Annotated in this window: 20 protein-coding genes and 1 riboswitch; of the genes, 8 read left to right on the top strand and 12 right to left on the bottom strand. The window is 36.7% G+C overall.

Features of this window, described 5'->3' with window-relative positions:
* Positions 1-182: 182 nt before the first annotated feature.
* Together H4J50_RS14695 and H4J50_RS14690 are read right to left on the bottom strand one after the other, a co-directional pair.
* Positions 183-797, bottom strand: coding sequence for a PEP-CTERM sorting domain-containing protein (locus H4J50_RS14695; protein ID WP_182257175.1), 615 nt, complete (start codon positions 795-797; stop codon positions 183-185).
* A gap of 235 nt (positions 798-1,032) precedes the next feature.
* Positions 1,033-2,454, bottom strand: a complete 1,422-nt coding sequence (locus tag H4J50_RS14690; RefSeq protein WP_182257174.1) for a site-specific integrase — start codon at positions 2,452-2,454, stop codon at positions 1,033-1,035.
* Between the two features lie 557 nt (positions 2,455-3,011).
* Here H4J50_RS14690 and H4J50_RS14685 point away from each other — a divergent pair.
* A complete protein-coding gene (locus tag H4J50_RS14685; RefSeq protein WP_108457213.1) occupies positions 3,012-3,290 on the top strand; it encodes a peptidylprolyl isomerase in 279 nt (92 codons plus the stop codon).
* 17 nt (positions 3,291-3,307) lie between these two features.
* On the opposite strand, the gene H4J50_RS14680 is transcribed toward H4J50_RS14685, so the two are convergent.
* A complete protein-coding gene (locus H4J50_RS14680) occupies positions 3,308-4,246 on the bottom strand; it encodes a diguanylate cyclase domain-containing protein (protein WP_108457212.1) in 939 nt (312 codons plus the stop codon).
* 375 nt (positions 4,247-4,621) lie between these two features.
* The gene (locus H4J50_RS14675; protein WP_182257173.1) at positions 4,622-5,956 is read right to left on the bottom strand and encodes a PAS domain-containing sensor histidine kinase; all 1,335 of its coding nucleotides are present in this window, start codon (positions 5,954-5,956) and stop codon (positions 4,622-4,624) included.
* 430 nt (positions 5,957-6,386) lie between these two features.
* Here H4J50_RS14675 and H4J50_RS14670 point away from each other — a divergent pair, with 430 nt between their 5' ends.
* Positions 6,387-7,019 carry an N-acetylmuramoyl-L-alanine amidase gene (locus H4J50_RS14670; RefSeq protein WP_182257172.1) on the top strand — a complete coding sequence of 211 codons (633 nt, stop codon included), beginning with the start codon at positions 6,387-6,389 and terminating at the stop codon, positions 7,017-7,019.
* Between the two features lie 47 nt (positions 7,020-7,066).
* On the opposite strand, the gene thiE is transcribed toward H4J50_RS14670, so the two are convergent.
* The 5 genes from thiE to thiC are packed head-to-tail and all read right to left on the bottom strand — an operon-like array spanning position 7,067 to position 12,896.
* On the bottom strand, positions 7,067-8,671 hold the full coding sequence (gene thiE / locus H4J50_RS14665) for a thiamine phosphate synthase (RefSeq protein WP_182257171.1): 1,605 nt from the start codon (positions 8,669-8,671) through the stop codon (positions 7,067-7,069).
* Positions 8,671-9,474, bottom strand: coding sequence for a thiazole synthase (locus H4J50_RS14660; protein ID WP_182257170.1), 804 nt, complete (start codon positions 9,472-9,474; stop codon positions 8,671-8,673). Before H4J50_RS14660 ends, thiE begins: the two co-directional genes overlap by 1 nt.
* 3 nt (positions 9,475-9,477) lie before the next feature.
* Positions 9,478-9,696: a sulfur carrier protein ThiS gene (gene thiS, locus H4J50_RS14655; protein WP_182257169.1), complete on the bottom strand. Its 219-nt coding sequence runs from the start codon at positions 9,694-9,696 to the stop codon at positions 9,478-9,480.
* Positions 9,697-9,744: 48 nt separating this feature from the next.
* Positions 9,745-10,920, bottom strand: a complete 1,176-nt coding sequence (gene thiO, locus H4J50_RS14650; protein ID WP_182257168.1) for a glycine oxidase ThiO — start codon at positions 10,918-10,920, stop codon at positions 9,745-9,747.
* Between the two features lie 17 nt (positions 10,921-10,937).
* The gene (gene thiC, locus H4J50_RS14645) at positions 10,938-12,896 is read right to left on the bottom strand and encodes a phosphomethylpyrimidine synthase ThiC (protein WP_182257167.1); all 1,959 of its coding nucleotides are present in this window, start codon (positions 12,894-12,896) and stop codon (positions 10,938-10,940) included.
* A gap of 91 nt (positions 12,897-12,987) precedes the next feature.
* Positions 12,988-13,086, bottom strand: a riboswitch (TPP riboswitch).
* A gap of 282 nt (positions 13,087-13,368) precedes the next feature.
* Between thiC and H4J50_RS14640 the strand changes: the two genes are divergently transcribed.
* Genes H4J50_RS14640 through H4J50_RS14630 form a run of 3 tightly spaced genes read left to right on the top strand, consistent with a single transcriptional unit; the run spans position 13,369 to position 15,574 of the window.
* On the top strand, positions 13,369-14,286 hold the full coding sequence (locus H4J50_RS14640) for a mechanosensitive ion channel family protein (protein WP_259366261.1): 918 nt from the start codon (positions 13,369-13,371) through the stop codon (positions 14,284-14,286).
* A gap of 27 nt (positions 14,287-14,313) precedes the next feature.
* Positions 14,314-15,045, top strand: a complete 732-nt coding sequence (locus H4J50_RS14635) for a pseudouridine synthase (protein WP_182257166.1) — start codon at positions 14,314-14,316, stop codon at positions 15,043-15,045.
* A gap of 55 nt (positions 15,046-15,100) precedes the next feature.
* Positions 15,101-15,574, top strand: coding sequence for an FKBP-type peptidyl-prolyl cis-trans isomerase (locus tag H4J50_RS14630; protein WP_108457203.1), 474 nt, complete (start codon positions 15,101-15,103; stop codon positions 15,572-15,574).
* Positions 15,575-15,633: 59 nt separating this feature from the next.
* Here the strand turns inward: H4J50_RS14630 and H4J50_RS14625 are convergent, their stop codons facing one another.
* The 3 genes from H4J50_RS14625 to H4J50_RS14615 form a co-directional block, all read right to left on the bottom strand.
* Positions 15,634-17,007: a sigma 54-interacting transcriptional regulator gene (locus H4J50_RS14625; RefSeq protein WP_220466252.1), complete on the bottom strand. Its 1,374-nt coding sequence runs from the start codon at positions 17,005-17,007 to the stop codon at positions 15,634-15,636.
* 80 nt (positions 17,008-17,087) lie between these two features.
* Complete coding sequence (locus H4J50_RS14620) at positions 17,088-17,675, bottom strand: hypothetical protein (protein WP_182257165.1); 588 nt, start codon at positions 17,673-17,675, stop codon at positions 17,088-17,090.
* Positions 17,675-19,138: a HAMP domain-containing sensor histidine kinase gene (locus H4J50_RS14615; protein WP_182257164.1), complete on the bottom strand. Its 1,464-nt coding sequence runs from the start codon at positions 19,136-19,138 to the stop codon at positions 17,675-17,677. Before H4J50_RS14615 ends, H4J50_RS14620 begins: the two co-directional genes overlap by 1 nt.
* Positions 19,139-19,544: 406 nt before the next feature.
* Here H4J50_RS14615 and H4J50_RS14610 point away from each other — a divergent pair, with 406 nt between their 5' ends.
* The 3 genes from H4J50_RS14610 to H4J50_RS14600 all read left to right on the top strand — a co-directional run bounded on the left by H4J50_RS14610 (position 19,545) and on the right by H4J50_RS14600 (position 20,965).
* Positions 19,545-19,850: a hypothetical protein gene (locus H4J50_RS14610; protein ID WP_182257163.1), complete on the top strand. Its 306-nt coding sequence runs from the start codon at positions 19,545-19,547 to the stop codon at positions 19,848-19,850.
* Between the two features lie 94 nt (positions 19,851-19,944).
* Positions 19,945-20,295 carry a hypothetical protein gene (locus H4J50_RS14605; RefSeq protein WP_182257162.1) on the top strand — a complete coding sequence of 117 codons (351 nt, stop codon included), beginning with the start codon at positions 19,945-19,947 and terminating at the stop codon, positions 20,293-20,295.
* Between the two features lie 58 nt (positions 20,296-20,353).
* A complete protein-coding gene (locus tag H4J50_RS14600; RefSeq protein ID WP_182257161.1) occupies positions 20,354-20,965 on the top strand; it encodes a fumarylacetoacetate hydrolase family protein in 612 nt (203 codons plus the stop codon).
* The last annotated feature ends 101 nt before the right edge of the window (positions 20,966-21,066 follow it).

Here is a 21,066-nt window from a genome sequence, read left to right as displayed (position 1 = left end):
CTACTACGTAGATGCGCGCGCTTTGATGGAATCAAAGAAAGAAAAAAACAAAAGATAATGAGAAAAAAAGACGTTAGAGTAAGAAATAAATTTCAGCAGAATGCGTTACGAATTAAAAAGGATTTAAAGTCAAAAAAATTAAAATTTTTATATGGCTAAAAACCCTTTAATTTTTATCCAATTTAATTTTTGTTATTAAATTTTCTGCTAGCTAAACCGAACATGCCTAAAGCAAAAATTGCTAATGTTGACGGTTCTGGAACAGTAGCATCAACTCTTGCCACACCGATCAAAGGGTTTCCAAAAGCTATATTTTCATTTGTTTGGAAATCATCAGACAAAATGAAAGCAAAATCACCAACATTTGGGTTTCCAATATCAACACCTAAGAAATCTAATGAACTATCAATTTCAAGTGCAAATTTAAAACCATCGGCTTTACCAAACTGAAATACCACCTCTAAAAGCTCTTCCACAGGGAGAAATAAAGCATCGGTGTAACCAGTAGGAAGATACAAATTACTTAAAAATGTACCATCTAATCCATCTTCATGAATCACAGAAAACTCATACACTAAGTAATTAAGGTTTGAGTAATTCACATCAATTACCATAAAATTATCTTTGAAAGTGTAATCGATTGAATTTGAGTTACTTAATAACTGAGTTACGGTGCTACCACCAGTAACTAAAGAATCTAAATAACTGTCATCAAAAGAGTTGATTAATCCAGCATTAGCGATAGATGAAAATGCAAAAGAAGCGACAATAGCAAAAGCATTAACGAGTTTTTTCATTGATATATTCCCTTATTTATTAAAAAGTTTCAGATAGGTTTGTCGTTAATAAGCAAATAGTATTCCAGTTATAATTAATGCGGTTCAAGTCAACGCAGTCGCAGAGTTTTTAATCTTTAGTCCGATAATATTTTTGTTAATATTTAAAAGTGTAAAAATACCTGACAACAAGTGGTTAATTTTTATGCATATTTTAATCGTTATTTAGTTGCAGTCGATTAGAGTATGTTAGAACTTAAGTAAGTAATTCACTTTGCTTATTCATCCAATCTTCATCAAGTTCTGGTTCATTACTTTCGTATTCATCAACCATTTTATTTATATATTTAATATATTCTTCACGAGTATTGACCCCAACCTTTAACATCATATCATCTGTAATTGGTGCATATTTAACTTCATCATCTACAGAGTAGATATTTTCTAAAAGTTCATTTGGTTTCATCATTGATAATAAATGATTATAGTGTTTATTGATCATATCAGTGCTAGTACCACAATGCTTGGCTACTACGTTGATATTCGCATCACGTTTTAGCTGGTTAGTGATAAAAGTATGGCGACAGCTATACATCACTAACTCTTTTTCAAGTAGTTCATCGATAATTTCATTACGCAAGTTCCCAAACAACGTTGTATAGTCTGGCGTATGTCCGTTCTTTCTTGAAAACAAGTATTGATCTTTATTTTGTTTGATATGGCTTAGAAAAAATGACTCAGACATACTAGAAGCTAGTTCGTTATTAAAATTTAATATTATAGATTTTAAGTAAGACACAGCTTTTTCACTAATGACTATCTTTCTTCTAACCCCATCTTTTTCAGCACGTTTACCGCCTTTTATCTGTAGAATCCAATATTTTCTGTTTTGAATTTTTTCGACAGATAAGTCTGAACATTGGATCTTTATTAACTCGTTTCCTGGACGAATACCTGTTTCCGTTACAAATTTAAATGCTTGTAATAGTAATTGATTGTTTTCTTTTGCAATTTTGTTTTTTGGGCTTTTATTGAGTATTTTATTTACAATTGTGTTGTAATCAGTTTGAGTAAAATACTTGTTAGTTTTACCTGTTTTAGATTTTATCTTTGGGAGTTGAGGAAGGCTTTTAATTAACCTTTGTGTTAAGCAATACTCTAATATTGTTTTAACAGCAAGATTCATATACGTAATTTGAGTCTTACAAATTTTGCCATTATATTCATCATAAAAAAGTTTAAGGTGTACATAATCCAACTCTTTAACGTTAATGTTTGCCAACTTTTCTGAAAATGAATTATAGATATTAATTGTGCGACTGTACTCTTTATATTTATTATCTGAACTTAAGTTTTTTTTATTTTTTGATTTGTTTTTTTTATAAGATATTTTTAATTTATCACGTTCACACTCAAGCTCATCAGTCAGTTTTTTAACAACAGACTTAACTAATTTAGATGGTTTTGAAAGAATAGAGCCTTCAAGGTCTCGCTCATGAGCCATTTGTAAAAATCGAGCTTCATGTTCAGCTTTAATCTTATCTGAAATTCTTAATGATCTTCGGATAGGTTCTTTGCTTTCTTTGTCCCACAAATAGATATACCAATTTTTTGATTGCCTCTGTTTATAAATGGCTAATCCATCAGCTAAAGGTATGTAGTCCTTATTCTTATCCATATCGGTCAAAATCATCAATAGTTGTATAGTTTATTGTATAGTATGGTGTGACTTTGCTCTATGTCAATGTTAATTAATGAAAAATCATTTTACTGTAGGTGATTCAAAATCCCCTGTCGAAAGACGTGTCGGTTCGAGTCCGACCGCTGGTACCATTCTTTTCTCCTTTTTTTAAAGGGCTATAACAAACAAGCCGACTTTTAAAGTCGGTTTTTTTGTGCCTGAAATTCGATGAACTTCTCATCTAGATAGCAAAAGGTGATACTTTTACTACACCAATAGGGGCAGTACGTAAGTTTAAGCAAAAAGGACAAGGCGATTGTATTTTGTATATTACACGCAGAAATGATCACCCTAAAGCGCCAAGGTTTATTTAACTGAGTAGACTTTACTATTATCATTTGATGTAGTTGTTAACGTTTAGTTTATAAATGCTTCAAAAGCCCTGATTCGAAAGCGTTGGGGCTTTGTTATGTCTGAAAGATTATATTAAAATAGTTAACTCATGATCCGCTATAATACGCGTGTTTATCAAATGATATTAAAAAGGCTTATACATGGCAGCTACTGCGCACGCACTTCACATATTGGTTAAGCACAAAGAAATTGCAGAAGATATTATTAAGCAGTTAGGTAAAGGAGCGAAGTTTCAAACCTTGGCTAAAAAGTATTCGACATGTCCGTCTGGTAAAAAGGGCGGTGATTTAGGTGAGTTTAAACGAGGTCAAATGGTACCTCAGTTTGATAAAATAGCATTTAAAGGGGCCATATTAGAACCCCACTTAGTTAAAACTAAATTTGGTTGGCATGTCATTAAAGTGCTTTATCGAACCTAATTTACAACGCGTGTTTATTAATTCGAGCTAAATTTAAGCGCTTCTTTATGCTGATAAAATACATAGGGGAGATTATCATTTTTAGCTTGATACATGGCAGTATCAGCACTTTTAATCAGTGCAGAAGTATCTTCGCCATGATCAGGGTAAAAGGCAATACCTATGCTGACACTTGTTTTTATTAAATGCCCACCAATCAACACGGGCTTTTCGAATAAAGCACTTATTTTCTCTGCTATAGTGGCACTGATTTCTGCAGACTCTTGAGATTTAGCATCTAAGTGCACAACAAATTCATCACCTGCAAAACGGGCTAACATGTCAGATGAACGTAAGCCAGAGCGTAGAGTTTTTGCAATATGTTGAAGCAGCAAATCACCAACATCATGTCCTAAGGTGTCATTGACTTGTTTAAAGTTGTTTACGTCCATAAACATAACTGTTTCGGTTCGCTTCCAACGAGAGGCACGTACGAGCCAAGGTCTTAAATAATTATTAAATGCACGTCGGTTATGTAAGCCGGTTAATTCATCTTTATTAGCTAATTGATATAAATGTCTTTCAAATGCTTTGCGCTCAATGGAAGACAGTATAGCTAAGCCTAGCTGGCGGCTATTGTAGTTAGATTTAATAATATATTCTTGAGCACCACCACGAATTGCTTCCAATGCCGTATTAGTATCATCAAGACCACTTAACACAACGATAGGTGAATCGGGACTCAGTTCTTTAATTTCTCGAAGATTTTCTAAACCTTGATCATCGCCTAGGTTTAAGTCTAACAAGATCACGTCGAAATAAGATGTTTTAATGGTTAACAGCGCATCATCTATTGTATGGGCACGCGTTAAAGTGAAATTTCGCTCTTCAAACTCTTTAGCGCAATCGCGTTTAACTTGTATAGCGTCGCCATCGTCGTCTTCAATATGAAATATTCTCAGTGTTGATTGAGTCATATTTTTTTAATTATTCCTGATTTTTTATTATTATTATCAATTGGCTAACTAAGGTTACGCGTAAAACGTAATACCATAAAGCCAGTATTTATTAAATCAGCGTTATAGTATGCTATTTGGGGCATTATAAATAGGTTACAGGTGATTAGGACCTCTGTGTGACTAAAGTATTTCACGAGTAACTTAAATAAATGAGTAGTGGTTAATAGCTATCTATTAAGATTATAACTTTGATTTAATATGCGCTTTAACTGTGCCCTTATCGGGTGTGAATTGCTTTCATCATATAGTAAACATATTTTAAACCAGTAATCGAAAGGACCAATTTATATCGAGCCTTATTTTTAGGCACTATTTATATTGGGTATGACAAGCTTAGTTTGGTTTTTTCGGCCATTTAAATATGAAAGTGCTACCTTTTCCTACTTCTGATTCAACTCTTATTGTGCCACCAAGTAATTCAATATGCCTCCGGACAATAGAAAGCCCCATGCCACTGCCTTCAACTTGGTCACGTGGTTTAAGTGTTTGCAGCATTTCAAATATTCGTTGATGGTATATTGGAGCAATGCCAGGGCCGTCGTCTTTAACACTAACGGCATATTGAAGATCACTTTCTTTTATATCAATTTCGATTAAGCCATTCTCTTTATCATGATGTTTGATAGCATTATCTATAAGGTTTAATAAAATTAGCTGTAATGGCATTTTATTAACCTTAAGCGGTAAAAACTCCTTGTTAACAATCATGCGAAAACCATCAGGTATAGAAGCTAATAAGGTTATATCTTGAATGAGTTCATCGCCACTGATCATTTCATCGTAGCTTTTTTCAGGTTTAAGGCCTATGCGAGAATATTCTAGAAGATCTTTTAGTAGTTTTTCCATTCTATAAATTCGGCTACGCAAAAGTAACAAGTTTTCTTTGCTGCTGTTATCTAAACGTTCACCTAAATCTTCTTCTAGCCAATGTGAAATGTTTTCAATTACCCGCAGAGGCGCTTTTAAATCATGTGAGGCAATATAGATTAAGTTGTCTAATTCACTATTATTTTTTTCAAGTGCTTTAATTAAGTATTCACGCTCAAAATATATTGCTTTGCTGTGGGTTATATCATTCATACCACCAATCATTTGTATTGCTTTGCCGCTGTTATTAAATCGTGCTTGTCCTTTTGAATGAAACCAATACCAAGATTCATCTTTCGCTTTCATGCGAAACTCAACATTATAAGGTGTGTTATTTACTATGTGACTATTGAGCGTGTTGAGGGTGTTATCTATATCTTCAGGGTGCAGCTGTTTAATCCACTCATCAAAAGTATGATGCTTTATATCAAACTCAATACCAAGTTGGTCAAGCAAACTACCAGAAAAACCTAAGGTATTAGCGGTTATATTCCAGTGCCATATAATGTCAGCACAACCGTCTAAGGCTAGCAGTTCTGTATTTATAGATGATTTTTCTTGGGTATTTTTTTGCAAATAAAGTACTACAGCGAAAAAGCATACTAACACTGCTGAAAATAGGCTAAAGCCAATTAATAAAAAATCAAATACAGTACCGTTATTTAGCATCGAAAAAAAATGGGGTGGTGGTATTAACTTGCTGCTGTTAATAAAAAAGCCAGCTAAAATGAAGGTGCCAAGTAAAAAAGCATATAAAGCAGCAAAAATTATAAATGGTTTGTTAGTTGATTTTATTGTCATTTTTATCCACTTTCGAAGGCTCATTTTAAATAGTAGAGTTTTTAGCTCTGAAAATACAATACTAAATTTAAAATGGGGATCCTTTTCTTTTAACACGCTGCTAAATTTCACTAAAAATTTATAAGCACTTGAGTAAGCCATTTAACTAACATTGTTTTGTCTTCAAAAGCAGCTAAACTTTGTTGTGATAATTAAAACTAAATGTGGCGACTTTGGGTTTGCTTTATCAGCATCAGGCACGTTATTGATTGCTACCTAATAAGTTATTTACTCTCTATGAAGTCATAAACAAATGGTGCTATAGCGAGTTAGGTGGAAATTAGCTCATTAACTGCTTTAAAAGCATCACTCTTCATTGGCTGTACCTCTCCTCATTTTTATAATTGCTCTAGCATAACTGCAAGTAACATCTTTAATAAGGATAACTCCGATGTTTCCAGAATATATTGTGCTCCATACAGCTGCTTTTACTGGCAAAAATTGTGACCGAGATATGATTGACCAATGGCATAAAGCACGAAATTGGTCAGGTATTGGCTATCATTTTGTGATTTTAAATGACCAGCATGACCTCAAAACCGACGGTGAAATTGAAATAGGTCGATTAACCAATAAAGCGGGTGCGCATGCTTTAGGATTAAATAGCCGTTCTTTAGGTATCTGCTGTATTGGTCACGGTGATAAATTTGATTTTACACTTGCTCAATATAAAAGCCTTTATGGCTTAATAGAACAGTTGATGACAGAGTTTTCAATACCGTTGGATAAAGTTATTGGTCATCGAGAGTTAAATGAATTAGCGAAAAATAATATTATTTCATCGCGTTATAGAACCAGTAAATCTTGTCCTGGGTCTAAAATAGATATGGACGCTATTCGTAATACATTATCTCAAAGTCACTCGTTGGTGAAAGATGAAAAAGCAGAAATTGATCTACAGAGTAAATTAGCGATGAATAATGCCATTGCCACTCTGCAAAAATACCGAGGTCAATTTCCTAATGCCCAAGATGAACTTGATGAGTTTATTAACCATCCTGAAATTATTTCAATGACCCGGTAATTATTATTGTTCCGCGTTTAACTTAACTTAACTTAACTTAATGTAATTTAAATTAACTGCGCTTGCATAGCTTGAGCTGCGATAATGGGGTGCTTAGCTTCGGTGATAGCGGTAACAACTGCGATCGCATTCACTCCTGTGCTCCATACCTGTTCTAGTCGTTGTTGGCTAATTCCACCAATGGCGACTACAGGAATAGTATCTGCTAGTGCCAAAATTTGCGTTAAGTTCGTTAATCCTTGAATTTGGCCTGTCATATTTTTGGTTTTTGTTGGGAAAATAGCACCAATAGCAAGATAAGAAGGCTGTAGTTGCTTTGCTAATAAAAACTCATAACAGCCATGAGTACTGATACCCAAACGTAAACCCGCTTTAGCAATAGCGCTTAAATCTGCACAGTTCAGATCTTCTTGGCCGATATGAACGCCATATGCCCCGTATTTAATAGCAAGTTGCCAATGATCATTAATAAATAGCCGACAATTATAATCACGGGCCATTGCCACTGCTTTAGCTATCAGTGGTTCTACTACATCTAGATCGTTATTTTTAATACGCAGTTGAATAATATTTAGATTCAAAGGTAATAATCGCTCGAGCCAAGTCAGAGAATCTATTACAGGGTAAAGGCCAAGCTTTTCTACATCGGCTAAATTGAGTGACTTGAAACAAGGTGATGACTGAAACCGCCGATAAAGTGGGCTGACAATGACTGGGAAGTCAGCTGGTTTTAAAGGCCACATACCTTGCTCAAATGCACCGTAATAGCGATTTATTTCACTTTTATTATTGATGTTGGCGTTACTTATTTCAGTCCTTAATGATAAGCCTTGATTAATAAACGCTTTAGTCAGTGTGAAGGCATCACGCAATAAATAACCATGCGCTAGAAAGCTCGCTAGTGCACTGGCAAAGCTGCAACCACCGCCATGACTATAATTTGTATCAAGTTTAGGTGATTGCAAAGTGAATAACTGGGTTTTAGTTATAGTTTCACTCGGTGTAGAGCTTAAGTTTTGTAAGCATATATCAGTGCAATATGTTTTAGCGATACTCGATATTTCAGCGGTCGCATGTCCGCCTTTAATGATCACCGCGCTACAACCTAAAAGTAAAATGTTTTCCGCCATGTTAAGTGCATTGTAATTGGATACTTTTTCGTGAATGGCATTTAATTGCTTCGCTTCAAAAACGTTTGGTGTGATGACATCAATTAGTGGGAGTAGTGATACTAAGTTGGTGGCCGATAATGTTGTTAAGCTATCACCGACACTCGCTTGACCAACAGGATCATAAACCACAAGTAAGTCAGGCAATTGCGCTTTAAGTGACAATAGTAATGCGACAAGCCAATTGATTTGCTTGCCGTTAGCAATTAAGCCTATTTTTATTACAGCTGGCGGCTTATCAATACGTAGAGCTTGTGCTTGCTCGGCTAAAATTTTCACATCAATGGGATTAATCGAGCTTACTCGTTTGGAGTTTTGTACGGTATTGGCGGTAATTAAATGGCAGACCTCAACCTTGAGACTATGACCGGTTTTAATATCAGCAGCAATTCCCGCACCTCCTGAGCAGTCGGCACCTGAAATGCTCCAAATTATTGGCTTTTTTGTTAACTTGCTGGCGAGAAACGAAGAGTTTATGGTCATTACATATGTTCCGGTTGATGCCAAAAAGGCGTATCTAGCGTTGGCGTGCTCGGGTGAGCGGTCTGGCGCTCAGGCATGGTTCCGGCGATATATGCAGATTCTCCTGCTGAAACTGCTCTTGCGAAAGCTTTTGCCATCAGTATCGGATTATCGGCAAGGGCAATGGCGCTATTAAGTAGCACGCCGTCATAGCCCATTTCCATAGCAATACAGGCATCTGAGGGTTTACCAATGCCAGCATCGAGTATCAATGTCGCTTCCGGTAATCGTTGGCGAATAGTGGCCAAGTTATATGGGTTCATTAAGCCTTTACCTGTGCCAATTGGTGAGGCCCACGGCATGATTACTTGGCAACCTAGTGCATATAAACGTTGGCAAATGACTAAGTCATCGGTGCAATAAGGTAAAACCTTGAAGCCATCCGCAAGGAGCTCTTCGGTAGCGATCAGCAACTCTACTGGATCAGGTTGTAAATTGTAATCATCGCCAATGACTTCAAGCTTTATCCACTGGGTTTGAAATAACTCTCGGCTCATTTTAGCTAAGGTTATCGCTTCTTTAGCACTTTTACAGCCTGCTGTATTTGGTAGCAAAAAGCCTTGGTTCTGTTGAACGGTTTCTTGAATGTAACGCCAAATTTTATCACCTGACTTGGCTAGTGGGTTTTGACGTTTTAGAGATAAAGTCACCACTTGTGAACCGCTGGCTACAATGGCTTGTTTCATCACTTCAGGTGATGGGTAAAGCGCAGAGCCAATTAATAAACGACTATTTAGCGGTTGACCATAAATGTTAAGTGACATGCCTTAACCTCCTACAATTGGGAAAAGTACATCAATACTGTCGTTATCGCTCACAAAGGTATTTTGGTATTCATCTCGACCAACAAAGTCCCCATTAAGCGCTAGCGCAAAGCTTTGCTGTTGCTGTTTTTTAGGTAATGTTTTTGTTAATACCGCTTCGATACTATTTTGCTCTGAACTGTTAGGCAGCTCAAAAGCGTTACCATTAATATATATTTTCATTGTTATCTCCTCTATTCGCAGAAATGTTAATGCGATTGCAGTTGTGCTTTAACAAGAAACATTGCTCATAGATTGGCAAACCGGTAACCAATGAGCATATTGATAATTATCAACAGACTTTTTCTGCTTTAGCATTATATTGTCGACATGCTCTACTACTTGAGCAAGCACTACTGGGGCAATTAAGAAGCCATGACGGTATAAGCCATTGACTTGTATTAGGGCATTATGCGACATGATTTTTGGTTGATTGTCGCTAAAAGCCGGACGTAGTTGGCTAATATGTTGACGAATATTAGCTTCAGCAAAACCCGGATGAACACTATAAGCTGCACTAAGTAACTCCATGGCTGAGCGCACTGTCATGGGCGCGGTGTCATCACTTTCAATTTCTGTCGCTCCAACGACAAAATGGCCTTTACCCTTGGGTGCTATATAAATTTGATAGCGCGGATGCATGAGTCTAATCGGTCGTGAAAGATTAACTTCAGTGCTGAAAAGTTGAAAAATTTCACCACGAACAGCTCGTAAATCTTTAAGTTCAGCACTGAGTTGATTATTGCGTTTAGTCGATTTTTTTGCGCCAACTCCCCGACAGTCAATGGCAAGGTCGAACAGCTGACATTGGCTGCTATTACCACAAGTTTGAAAGCGAATATCACAGCCAGCACTAAAACTGTCTGTTTTTATGGCAATAACTTCAGACTCGCTGTGCCATTTAACGCCTTCATCGATTAATTGCTGACATAAAGCGAGCAGTAATTTTCGATTACCAATTTGGCCTTCCTCTGGTAAATATAATGCTTGTGAGAATTTATGGGCAAGTTCTGGCTCTAGTGCCGAAAGCTCGGTTCTATTAAGCTTTTGTTGTGTATGGTTTGGATAATTATTCGCAAGAAATCGCGTTAATCTTTGGTAGTCAGCTATGTCTTGTTCATGACTAACAACGAGTGAGCCTGTTTGCTGAAAAAAATTATAACCAGACAATGTGCTAAGCAATTTTGGCCATAGCGGTAAAGCAGCAAAACCCATTTCAACAATGTTGGCAGGGCTATGCATAGCTTCGCCAAGCGGTGTTAATAAACCGGCGGCGGCATAAGCCGCACTTTGCTGAGCGTTTTTTTTGTCTTTATCGAATAGCGTTACTTGGTAGCCTTGTCGATTTAACGACAAGGCTACCAAGCGGCCCATTAGGCCGGCGCCTATAATAGCGATGGTTGGCATAGTTAAGCTAAATTGCGCTATTGGCTAAACGATTTTGTAACGGGATGATAAAGCTCGCTGCCGCTGGCTTTAAACTCGACAGATTTTTCTGCCATGCCTTGTGCTGAAATGCTGATAGTTTCATCAAGTAGTTTGATTTCAATGCTCTGTTCAGTGTTTGCAGCATTGTTTAGGCCTGCCGCATAGTCTCGCACTTCTTGCGATATTTTCATCGAGCAAAACTTAGGGCCACACATCGAACAAAAATGCGCGACTTTACCTGACTCTTGTGGCAATGTTTCATCGTGATAAGCACGTGCTTTTTCAGGATCTAAACCAATATTAAATTGATCATACCAACGAAACTCAAAACGAGCTTTTGACATGGCATTGTCACGGATCTGTGCGCCCGGATGACCTTTGGCTAAATCACCAGCATGAGCCGCGATTTTATAAGTCATCAAGCCCTCTTTTACATCTTCTTTGTTTGGTAAACCTAAATGCTCTTTTGGCGTTACATAACAAAGCATGGCGCAACCATACCAACCTATATTCGCGGCGCCAATACCTGATGTAATGTGATCATAGCCAGGTGCAATATCTGTCGTCAGTGGCCCTAAAGTATAAAAAGGCGCTTCACCACAATGCTTGAGTTGTTCAGCCATATTTTTTTCAATCATATGCAGTGGCACGTGACCTGGACCTTCAATAATGGTTTGAACGTCATGCTTCCATGCTATTTTTGTTAACTCACCTAAAGTACGTAATTCAGAAAATTGTGCTTCATCATTGGCATCGGCAATAGAACCCGGACGTAAGCCATCTCCTAGAGAAAATGAAACATCGTAGGCTTTTAATATTTCACAAATATCTTCAAAATGGGTGTAAAGAAAGTTTTCTTGATGATGTGCTAAGCACCATTTTGCCATGATTGAACCACCGCGAGAGACAATGCCAGTCAAGCGTTTAGCGGTCATAGGGACATATCTTAATAATACGCCCGCATGAATAGTAAAGTAGTCAACACCTTGCTCTGCTTGTTCAATTAAAGTATCTCGAAATATTTCCCAGGTTAGGTCTTCAGCAATACCATTAACTTTTTCTAATGCTTGATAAATAGGCACGGTGCCAATGGGAACCGGCGAGTTGCGAATGATCCACTCTCGGGTTTCATGAATATAACGACCAGTCGAAAGATCCATCACAGTGTCTGCTCCCCATTTTGTTGACCAAACGAGTTTTTCTACTTCTTCTTCGATAGAAGAGGTTACGGCAGAGTTACCGATATTAGCGTTGACTTTAATCAAGAAGTTTCGGCCGATTATCATGGGTTCCACTTCTGGGTGATTAATATTGACGGGAATAATCGCACGACCTCTAGCGACTTCTTCGCGAACAAACTCTGGCGTAATTGTTTCTGGAATACTGGCACCAAATGACTGACCTTGGTGTTGTTGCAGCAACATTTCGTCTTTAACTTCTTGTCTTTTCATATTCTCACGAATGGCAATATATTCCATTTCTGGCGTAATAATACCTTGGCGTGCGTAATGCATTTGCGTAACGTTTTTACCATTTTTTGCTTTACGCACTTTGGGCAAATGTTCAAAGCGAATATGGTCCAGACCTTCATCCGCTAAGCGCTGTTGGCTATATGTCGACGTTTTTCCTGATAAGAATTCAACATCGTTGCGTGACTCAATCCAGCTATCACGTAAGCGAGGTATTCCTCTATGCACATCTATATTGACGGTATCATCGGTATAAAACCCTGAGGTATCGTAGACACATAATGGTTGGTTTTTCTCATAGCTAGGATTGTCTTGATTACCATTAATTAAGGTGTCAGATAACGAAATTTCACGCATGCCCACACGGATATCGTGAATTTCACCCGCAACGTAAACTTTGTTGGAATTTGGAAAAGATTGATCGGCAACGTTTTTTAAAAATTGTGTTGCTTGGTTTCGACGCTCGCGTCTTGAAATTGAACTCATGTTCTCTCACCTGTTTTTATAAAATAAAAGTTAGGCGGAGCTTTATGGGGTAGTAACGAGGAATAGCACTTAACGCAAAATATATTCGCGTTAAATGCTACTACTTGTTCCCTTCGCAGATGTTAATCTAATCAGGTTCTACGGATCCCGCTTTCGCGATCTCAGCCCTTTGGCACTCCGACAAGTCAAACGTTTAAGTTTTTTAATATGCTTAAACGTGGCTAGATTCTAGCCTGATGATTTATTGATAAGCAACCGTTATTTTATTTTTATTATCATTAGTGGTTACCTAAGTTATTGAAAATAAGTATATCTGGCATGTTTTAAGCTGCTCAATAACAGGTTTTGTGCTTTTGGTTTATTCTTAATCAGCGAAAACGAACATAGCTTAATAATTATGAACTTTATCTAGTAATTACTAATAATATTGTAAATTAAGCGGAAAATTGTCGTACTATAGGCACACTGAGTAATGAACATTAAATGGAATGAATTTATGGCTGAATCTAGTCCCGAAAGCACCACTGATCAGGTTATAAAAACCTTAGATCCCGCAAGCTTACTTAAAAATGAAATTGACCAAGTCGGCCGGATTTACAATATTATTGTCGAATTTTTTACCAATTATAGTTTTCAACTTATTGGTGCGATAATCATTCTGATTATTGGTTTTCTTTTTGCGGGTAAAATAGCCAACATAGTACTCAGGTTATGTGAACGACATAAACTTGATGTTACCTTAAGTCGCTTTTTAGCGAACGCGAGTAAAATGCTGATTGTGGTGATGATTGGTATCATAGCCTTAGGTAAATTAGGTATTAGTGTTACCCCTTTTATTGCCGCTATTGGTGCTATTTCACTTGGTGCGGGTTTAGCACTGCAAGGGCTGTTATCTAATTATGCCGCGGGTTTTAATATTATCATTATCCGACCTTTTGTTGTTGGTGATACTATTGCCGTGCAAGGCGTTCGAGGTTTAGTTAAAGAGGTACTTTTAGCCTATACCATTTTGACTGATGAAGATGATGTAGAAATTACTATTCCCAATAAGCATATTGTCGGTGAGGTTTTACATAACTCCAAACATGATTCGCTTTTAGAATTGAGTGTTGGCATAGATTATAGTGAAAATCCGTTAGAAGTTGTGGCAATGCTTGAAGATGCACTTGGTAAGCTAGATATCGTCAGTAAAGCCCGTAAGCCTTTGATTGGTATTGATGCCTTTGCTGATAGTTCAATTAATATAGCGGTGCGTTTATGGACGCCAACTGAAAACTTATATAGTTCGAAATATAAGGCCTATAAAGAAATTTATACCACGTTGGATAATGCCAATATTAAAATACCATTCCCACAACGTGATATTCACCTTATTAAAGATTTGGTTTAGCGCGTTGCTGTTTAGTCGTTACTAATTGTGGCATTAAATAAGGCGAGGCTAGATCGATATTTAGCTCAACATTGCCAAGTCAGTCGCAAAAGTGTGCGATTGATTTTGGCACAAAATAGGGTGTTGATTAACGGCGAAATTGCTCATGACGCTGATGAAATAATCGATACCTTTAGCCACATAATATTTGATGGTCAGGTAATCCAAGATAACCCTCCCTATTATATTATGCTTAATAAGCCAATAGGTGTGGTAAGTGCCACCCGTGATACTCAGCATAAAACAGTGATTGATTTACTTAGCTGCTCTTACAAAAGCGAACTGCATATTGTTGGTCGTCTTGATTTAAATACTTCAGGTTTAGTATTAATGACGAACGATAGCCGTTGGTCTGAACGTTTAACCTTACCTGAGAAGAAAGTAACCAAGCGTTATATGGTGACGTTAAAAAATAAACTTGATGAAGAGTACGTGCAGGCGTTTGCCAAGGGGATGTACTTTGCTTTTGAAGATATAACCACGAAGCCAGCAAAGTTAACCATAATTTCTGACTATCAAGCACAAGTTGAGCTTATTGAAGGGCGTTATCATCAAATTAAACGCATGTTTGGTCGTTTTCGCAATCCTGTAATGGCGCTACATCGATGCGCTATCGGAAATTTAGCACTTGATAACAACCTAGCGGCAGGAGAAAGTAGAGAACTGACAACGTTGGAAGTTGCAGGTATTGATAGAGATAGCACAGTATTTGATTTGTAAACTTTAAAATAATAAATAATAAATAATAAATAATAAATAAGGAATAAGGAATAAAATGACTAAGTACATCTTGCTAATCATAGTGTTAGGTTTAATTGTAAGCTATTTTATTCGCAGTAATGCGAACCAAGAGGCGGCAAAAGTAAATGCACTTCAAGCCGAGCAGTTTTTACAAAAAAATAAACAGCTTGAAGGTGTTATTGAAACTGATTCTGGATTGCAGTATCAAGTATTATCAGCAGGAGATGGCGAAACACATCCTGTGGCTAGCTCAAAAGTGAAAGTTCATTATCATGGGACTTTACTTGATGGCACAGTTTTCGACAGCTCTGTTGAAAGGAATCAGCCGATCAGTTTTGGTTTAAATCAGGTAATTAAAGGCTGGACTGAAGGCTTACAGTTGATGGTCACTGGAGAGAAAACCCGTTTATTTATCCCCGCAGCTCTCGGCTACGGAAATAGTGCAACAGGTAAAATACCCGCAGGTGCCTTGTTAATATTTGATGTTGAGTTATTAGCTATTGATTAGGTCATTTAAACGGTAATTATGATGAAATAACCGCCATAAAAACTTTGGCGGCAATGACTTTACTCATCTCTGAATGCCTCTGCAGACAAATGATGGCGGTTAAGTAGTTTATAAAATTCTGTACGATTTCTTTGTGCTATTTTAGCCGCTTGAGAAACATTTCCAGCGGTTATTTTTAAAAGTTTGGCGAGGTAGTCACGTTCAAATTTATCTCTAGCTTGTACAAAAGAAGGTAAAATAGTAGCTTTATCGCGTAGGGCATTTTTTACTAACATTTCGCTAATCAGTGGCTCATTAGATAAAGCGACTGTTTGTTCAACAACGTTTTGTAATTGGCGAATATTTCCAGGCCAAGTAGCACTGATCAATATCTCCATCGCTTCTTGTGAAAAGCCGGTAATATTAATATGAGATTGTTCAACAGACCGGCTTAAAAAATACTGGGCAAGTAATGGGATGTCTTCTCTTCGTTCACTTAACGGGGGTAATTCTAATTCAACGACGTTGAGCCGATAATATAAATCTTCACGAAAAGTTTTATCTATTATGGCTTGTTGTAAGTTTTTATGAGTTGCTGAAATAACTCTTACATCAACTTTTATCGATTGTGTACTACCTACAGGGCGAACTTCTCGCTCTTGTAATGCTCGTAAAAGTTTGACCTGAAAATTCATGGGCATATCACCAATTTCATCTAGAAAAAGCGTTCCGCCATCAGTCGCTTGAAATAAACCAATATGATTTTTTTCAGCACCAGTAAAGGCCCCTTTAGTATGACCAAACAGTTCTGACTCTAATAATTGTTCAGGAATTGCAGCACAGTTTATCGCGGTAAATGTTTGTGTGTGCCTTGGACTAGCTAAATGTATAGCTTTAGCTAACAGCTCCTTACCTGTGCCGCTTTGGCTATGGATAAGTAAGCTAAAGTCGCTTTTTGCGACTTGTTTACTTTGTTGTAAAAGTGACTCCATTATTGTGCTGCGACTAATAATTTTATCACGCCATTGGCTATCTACTTGATTATAGTTCAGCTCTGCTGGTTGCAGTCGAATAGCCTGCTGCACTATATCGAGTAACTCTTTACTTTCAAATGGCTTAGTGAGAAAGCTAAATACGCCTTGTTTTGTGGCATTGATCGCATCAGGTATTGTGCCGTGGGCGGTCATAATAATTACCGGAATATGGGGATGTTTAGCTCTAATTTGTTCAAACAAGGCCATACCGTCCATGCCTTCCATCTTTAGATCGCTGATTACTAATTGCGGGTGAAAACTTTCTAGTCTTCCTAAAGCTATTTTGGCATTTTTTGCTGATTCAACTTGATAGCCTGCCGCGGATAAACGAATACCCAGTAATCGCAATAAGCTAGGGTCGTCATCAACGATTAAAATTTTACTATCAACTTCAGTGATAGCCTGATTAATTTGGGTCATGAAGTATTCTCGGTATTTATAATGTATAAATTTAGCTAGTTAGCGCGGCATTAAACAAATGGTTTCGCTTTAACTTCTAATTACTGATCGCGCTTATCAATAGCTTGTTCAATATCTTTTAGCTGCTTAATTGTTTGTTCTAATAATTTAACCTGCTCGATTAAATTCTGTTGTATTTTTATGGCATTTTGTTGCTGCATAGTGCCAGTTTTTTGGAAGTTTTCTTGTTGTAATTTTTGCTCCGCTATCAATCTATTTCTCATTAACAATCGCTGATTTAACTGATCATGTAATAACGAAATAAGGGCTTGCTCGCTAGGCGTAATAGATGCGAATGCAGCATCGTTTTCTTCATTTTTTAACTTATTTAATAACATTTTTGCGTGAAAACTATTATAAATAGGTGACTTGGGTGAGCTGTAAAGTAAGAGCAATTTTATTTGTGCGTTGTAATTAGGCGATTCATTAGATATTTGCTCTACCTGCGTTTGCTGCTTTATCACTTCTTCTAAAAGTTGTTGTGGGCTCAGCTGCTGCAACGCTAGGTAATACTCACCATAAGTTAAGCGAGAATTAACGTTATTTGAGGTAAGTTGGCACCCTGATGACAACACTATAGTCATACACAATAGTGAAATTACAAAAAAGCGTTGCTGACTATGGGCCATTAGACTTGTTCCTCTTGATAAAAAGCGCGTGGCAATGTTATTTGTATTCTTGTGCCTTGACAATCGTTTGGAACATTTAACACTTCAATGCTGCCGTTAAGACGTAATAAAAGTTCTTTAACAATGGTTAGGCCTAAGCCGCTGCCTTTTATAATACTCATTTCAGGTGGGGGACCTTGGTAAAAAGCATCAAAAATTTTGTTTTGATTTTCTTGAGCTATCCCTATCCCTTGATCGCTAATTTGGAGTTGTAATTGCTCGTTGGACAGAGAGGAAGAAATATTTATTTCGCCTTCATCGGGAGAGTACTTTATGGCGTTGGATAATATATTATCAATAATAACGGCTATTTGTTTGCGGTTACTAATTAAAGCAATATCATTTAAGTTTTTGTTAAAAGTCAATTTTTTACGTTTTATGTCTAATTTTCTATCTGAAATAACTTGCAAAACCACGTCATTTATTTGTATTAATTCTGAGTCTTGTAAGCTTGTAGAGTCGAGTACAATATTGAAGTCGAGTAGATCTTCAATGTGTTTTTGCAAACGAAATACACTGTCTTTAATGATATGAGCAATTTCTTGTTGTTCTGCATTTAACTCACCCACACTATTGTCGTATAGCAATTCAGTGCCTTCTCTAATAGCAGCTAAAGGTGTTTTTAATTCATGTGATATATGACGGATAAAGCTTGATTTTTGCAACTCTAGCGCTTGAAGTCGTGTCCGCATATTTTCTAAAGCCTGTGCTATTTCTTGAATTTCTGGAGAGCCATGCACATTAATCTCATGATCGAAGTTTCCTTGCTGTAATTGAAAAATATTTCGAGTTAATATTTTCAATGGACTCGTGATTAAGTAAATAAATATCGCGGCTAAAAGTATACTCACTGGAATAATAACTAAGCTTTGTATCATAATATCGCGAACGGCCTGTGCTGCTTGCTTTATGTTATTAATGTATGTTGTGTTAAGGACGTTACTGCGCTGGGTAATGTTTTCATAAATAGTGTTCAAAGCATTAAATTGAATCTGTAATGGCTTGAGTATTGTACTGTCAGTGGGGGGCTTTGTTTCAGCTTCTGGTATTGTCGACTCTATCAGCTCAGTGATAGTTAGGGCGTAGTTCGTTAGCAGGTCTTGAAATTTGTTGTCTTGGCTTGCAAGCATTAGTTGCTCAGCCAAATGTAAAATCTGTTTACTTTGCTCAATATAATTTTCGGCTAAAGCAGGGTCGCGTAAAACTAAAAATTGTGCAGCACTTCGTTCCAACTTAATTTGGCTACTTTTGAGTAATTGTTGCTGATCCAATATTTTCGTAATATCAGTAATAGCTTCTGCACTTTTATTCGCTAGGGTATTAACTTGTGATGCCCCAAAAATTAATGCGATTACCAATGGCAAAGCGACTAAGCCAAAACCTAACAGGGTTAACGACTTTATTGATAAGCTTTTCAGCGTCAAACTCCTTTTATGTGCTCGACTAATTAATTTTGTTAAATTCCCCACAATGCTTATTACGGCCTCTTAGCTAAATATATACCACCGTAGTGTTAGCTAAAAACATGAAAAAAACAATGATGTCTCAAAATGGAGACAAAAATTTAACAGTGCTTTTTATTTTATAAGTTGTTGTTTTTTATTTGATTTTACTTTTATTTTAAGTTTTATAATTGGTTTTTTTTAAATCATAGCGATAAGTTGTTGCTAGATGGTGACACTATATTTGATTTATTAAAATTAATTCATTATTAATCATAAGGTTATGTTTTGGCATGACATGTGCAGTACTACATCAGTAAGTAGTATTTTCCATGTTTGACATAGTAAATTATGTCCTCTTAATTAAGAAAAAAAAAAGGATTCAGGTATGAACAGTTTTAGTTTAAAAACACTTTCAATTACGGTAGTTGCGGCATCACTAGTATCAAGCATAGTATTTGCTGGAAACGATGTTAGCAAATCACTCCCTAAAATGTCTGATAAAGCAGCATCTTTTTCAAAATTAGTGGCAGACTATGATATGGATAAAAATAATACCTTAAGCATTGCCGAAGTAGCAAAAAATGATATGTTAACGAAAAACTTCGCTAAAATTGATGCAAACAGCGATCAAGAAATTAGTGAAGAAGAATTTAATCAATATTTAGCAAATATGAAAAAATCTTTGCTATAGTTGCTTAGCTATGAGCTAATAGCTCGTTTTTTCGACTGTCTGCGTTATTCCCAACCAAACAGTCGACTTTTTTTACTCAATTAAAGGCCCCCACATGAAAGATCAACCTTCCGCAGATACTTTGTCTCGCTATGTTCAAATCGATAAATGGATTTTTGAAGTAAAGTCAGTACGCGCAATACGTGTAGATGATTTTGGTAAACCTTACTCAGCCGTTGCTAATTTCGCTTTAAATGGTAATAGTGCTTATATCGATGGTTTACTTACTAGGGAAGATGACGATTTCACCCGTGAGGACTACCAAACATTTGTTAAAATGAGTCAACAATTAGGCTTGGATACAGTTAACTTTGACCGTTTTAAGCAAAAGCAAAGAGTATCGGACATTGTTAAAGTTCCACCGTTGCACGCTGCTAAACCTGAATTAAAGTTAGTTAAAGTATAGAAAATAGATCATATTAAGCTTTAGAATGGTGCTTTAACTTATTTGAAAGGGCTGTCAAATGAATTCGGTTAAAGTCGCTAATAGCAATATTACACCTTCTAAAATAATCTGTGTTGGACGTAACTATGTCGAACATATCAGTGAACTTGGGAATGAAGTTCCTGATAATATGGTGCTATTTATTAAACCTAATGCCGCGATTTCAGAACAACTCCAGTCTTACCATCAAGAAGTGTTGCATTATGAAGCAGAGCTTTGCTTTATGTATCAGCAAGGTGAGTTTTGTGCGGTTGCTATAGGTTTAGATTTAACTAAAAGAGCATTACAATCTCAATTAAAAATAAAAGGCTTACCTTGGGAGCGTGCCAAAGCGTTCACAGGCTCAGCGCTGTTCAGTGACTTTATTACATTAAATTCGATTGATGATGATTTATCCTTGGCACTATATATCAATGGTGAGTGTCGACAGTCAGGTTCAGTTGCTATGATGTTACACTCCCCCCAAGCAATTCTTAATGAAATTCAATCTTTTATTGCACTTGAAGATGGCGATATTGTTATGACTGGCACACCTGCGGGTGTTGGCGAAGTTATAGCAGGTGATACTTTTGAAGCACAAGTGCTGCATCAAAATAAGGTCTTAGTGGCTAAGCAATGGCAAGCAACTTAATCTCTTCAGACTACGATAACATCGCATAATAATTTTAAAATTATGCGATAATTATTATAAAATCAACTTCAAAAAATTTATTATAATGAAACGTATAATCC

It is taken from the genome of Colwellia sp. 6M3 (genome assembly GCF_014077595.1).
Taxonomy (GTDB): domain Bacteria; phylum Pseudomonadota; class Gammaproteobacteria; order Enterobacterales; family Alteromonadaceae; genus Cognaticolwellia.
Note: the sequence above shows the minus strand (reverse complement) of the source record. Positions and strands in the feature narration are given on the sequence as shown.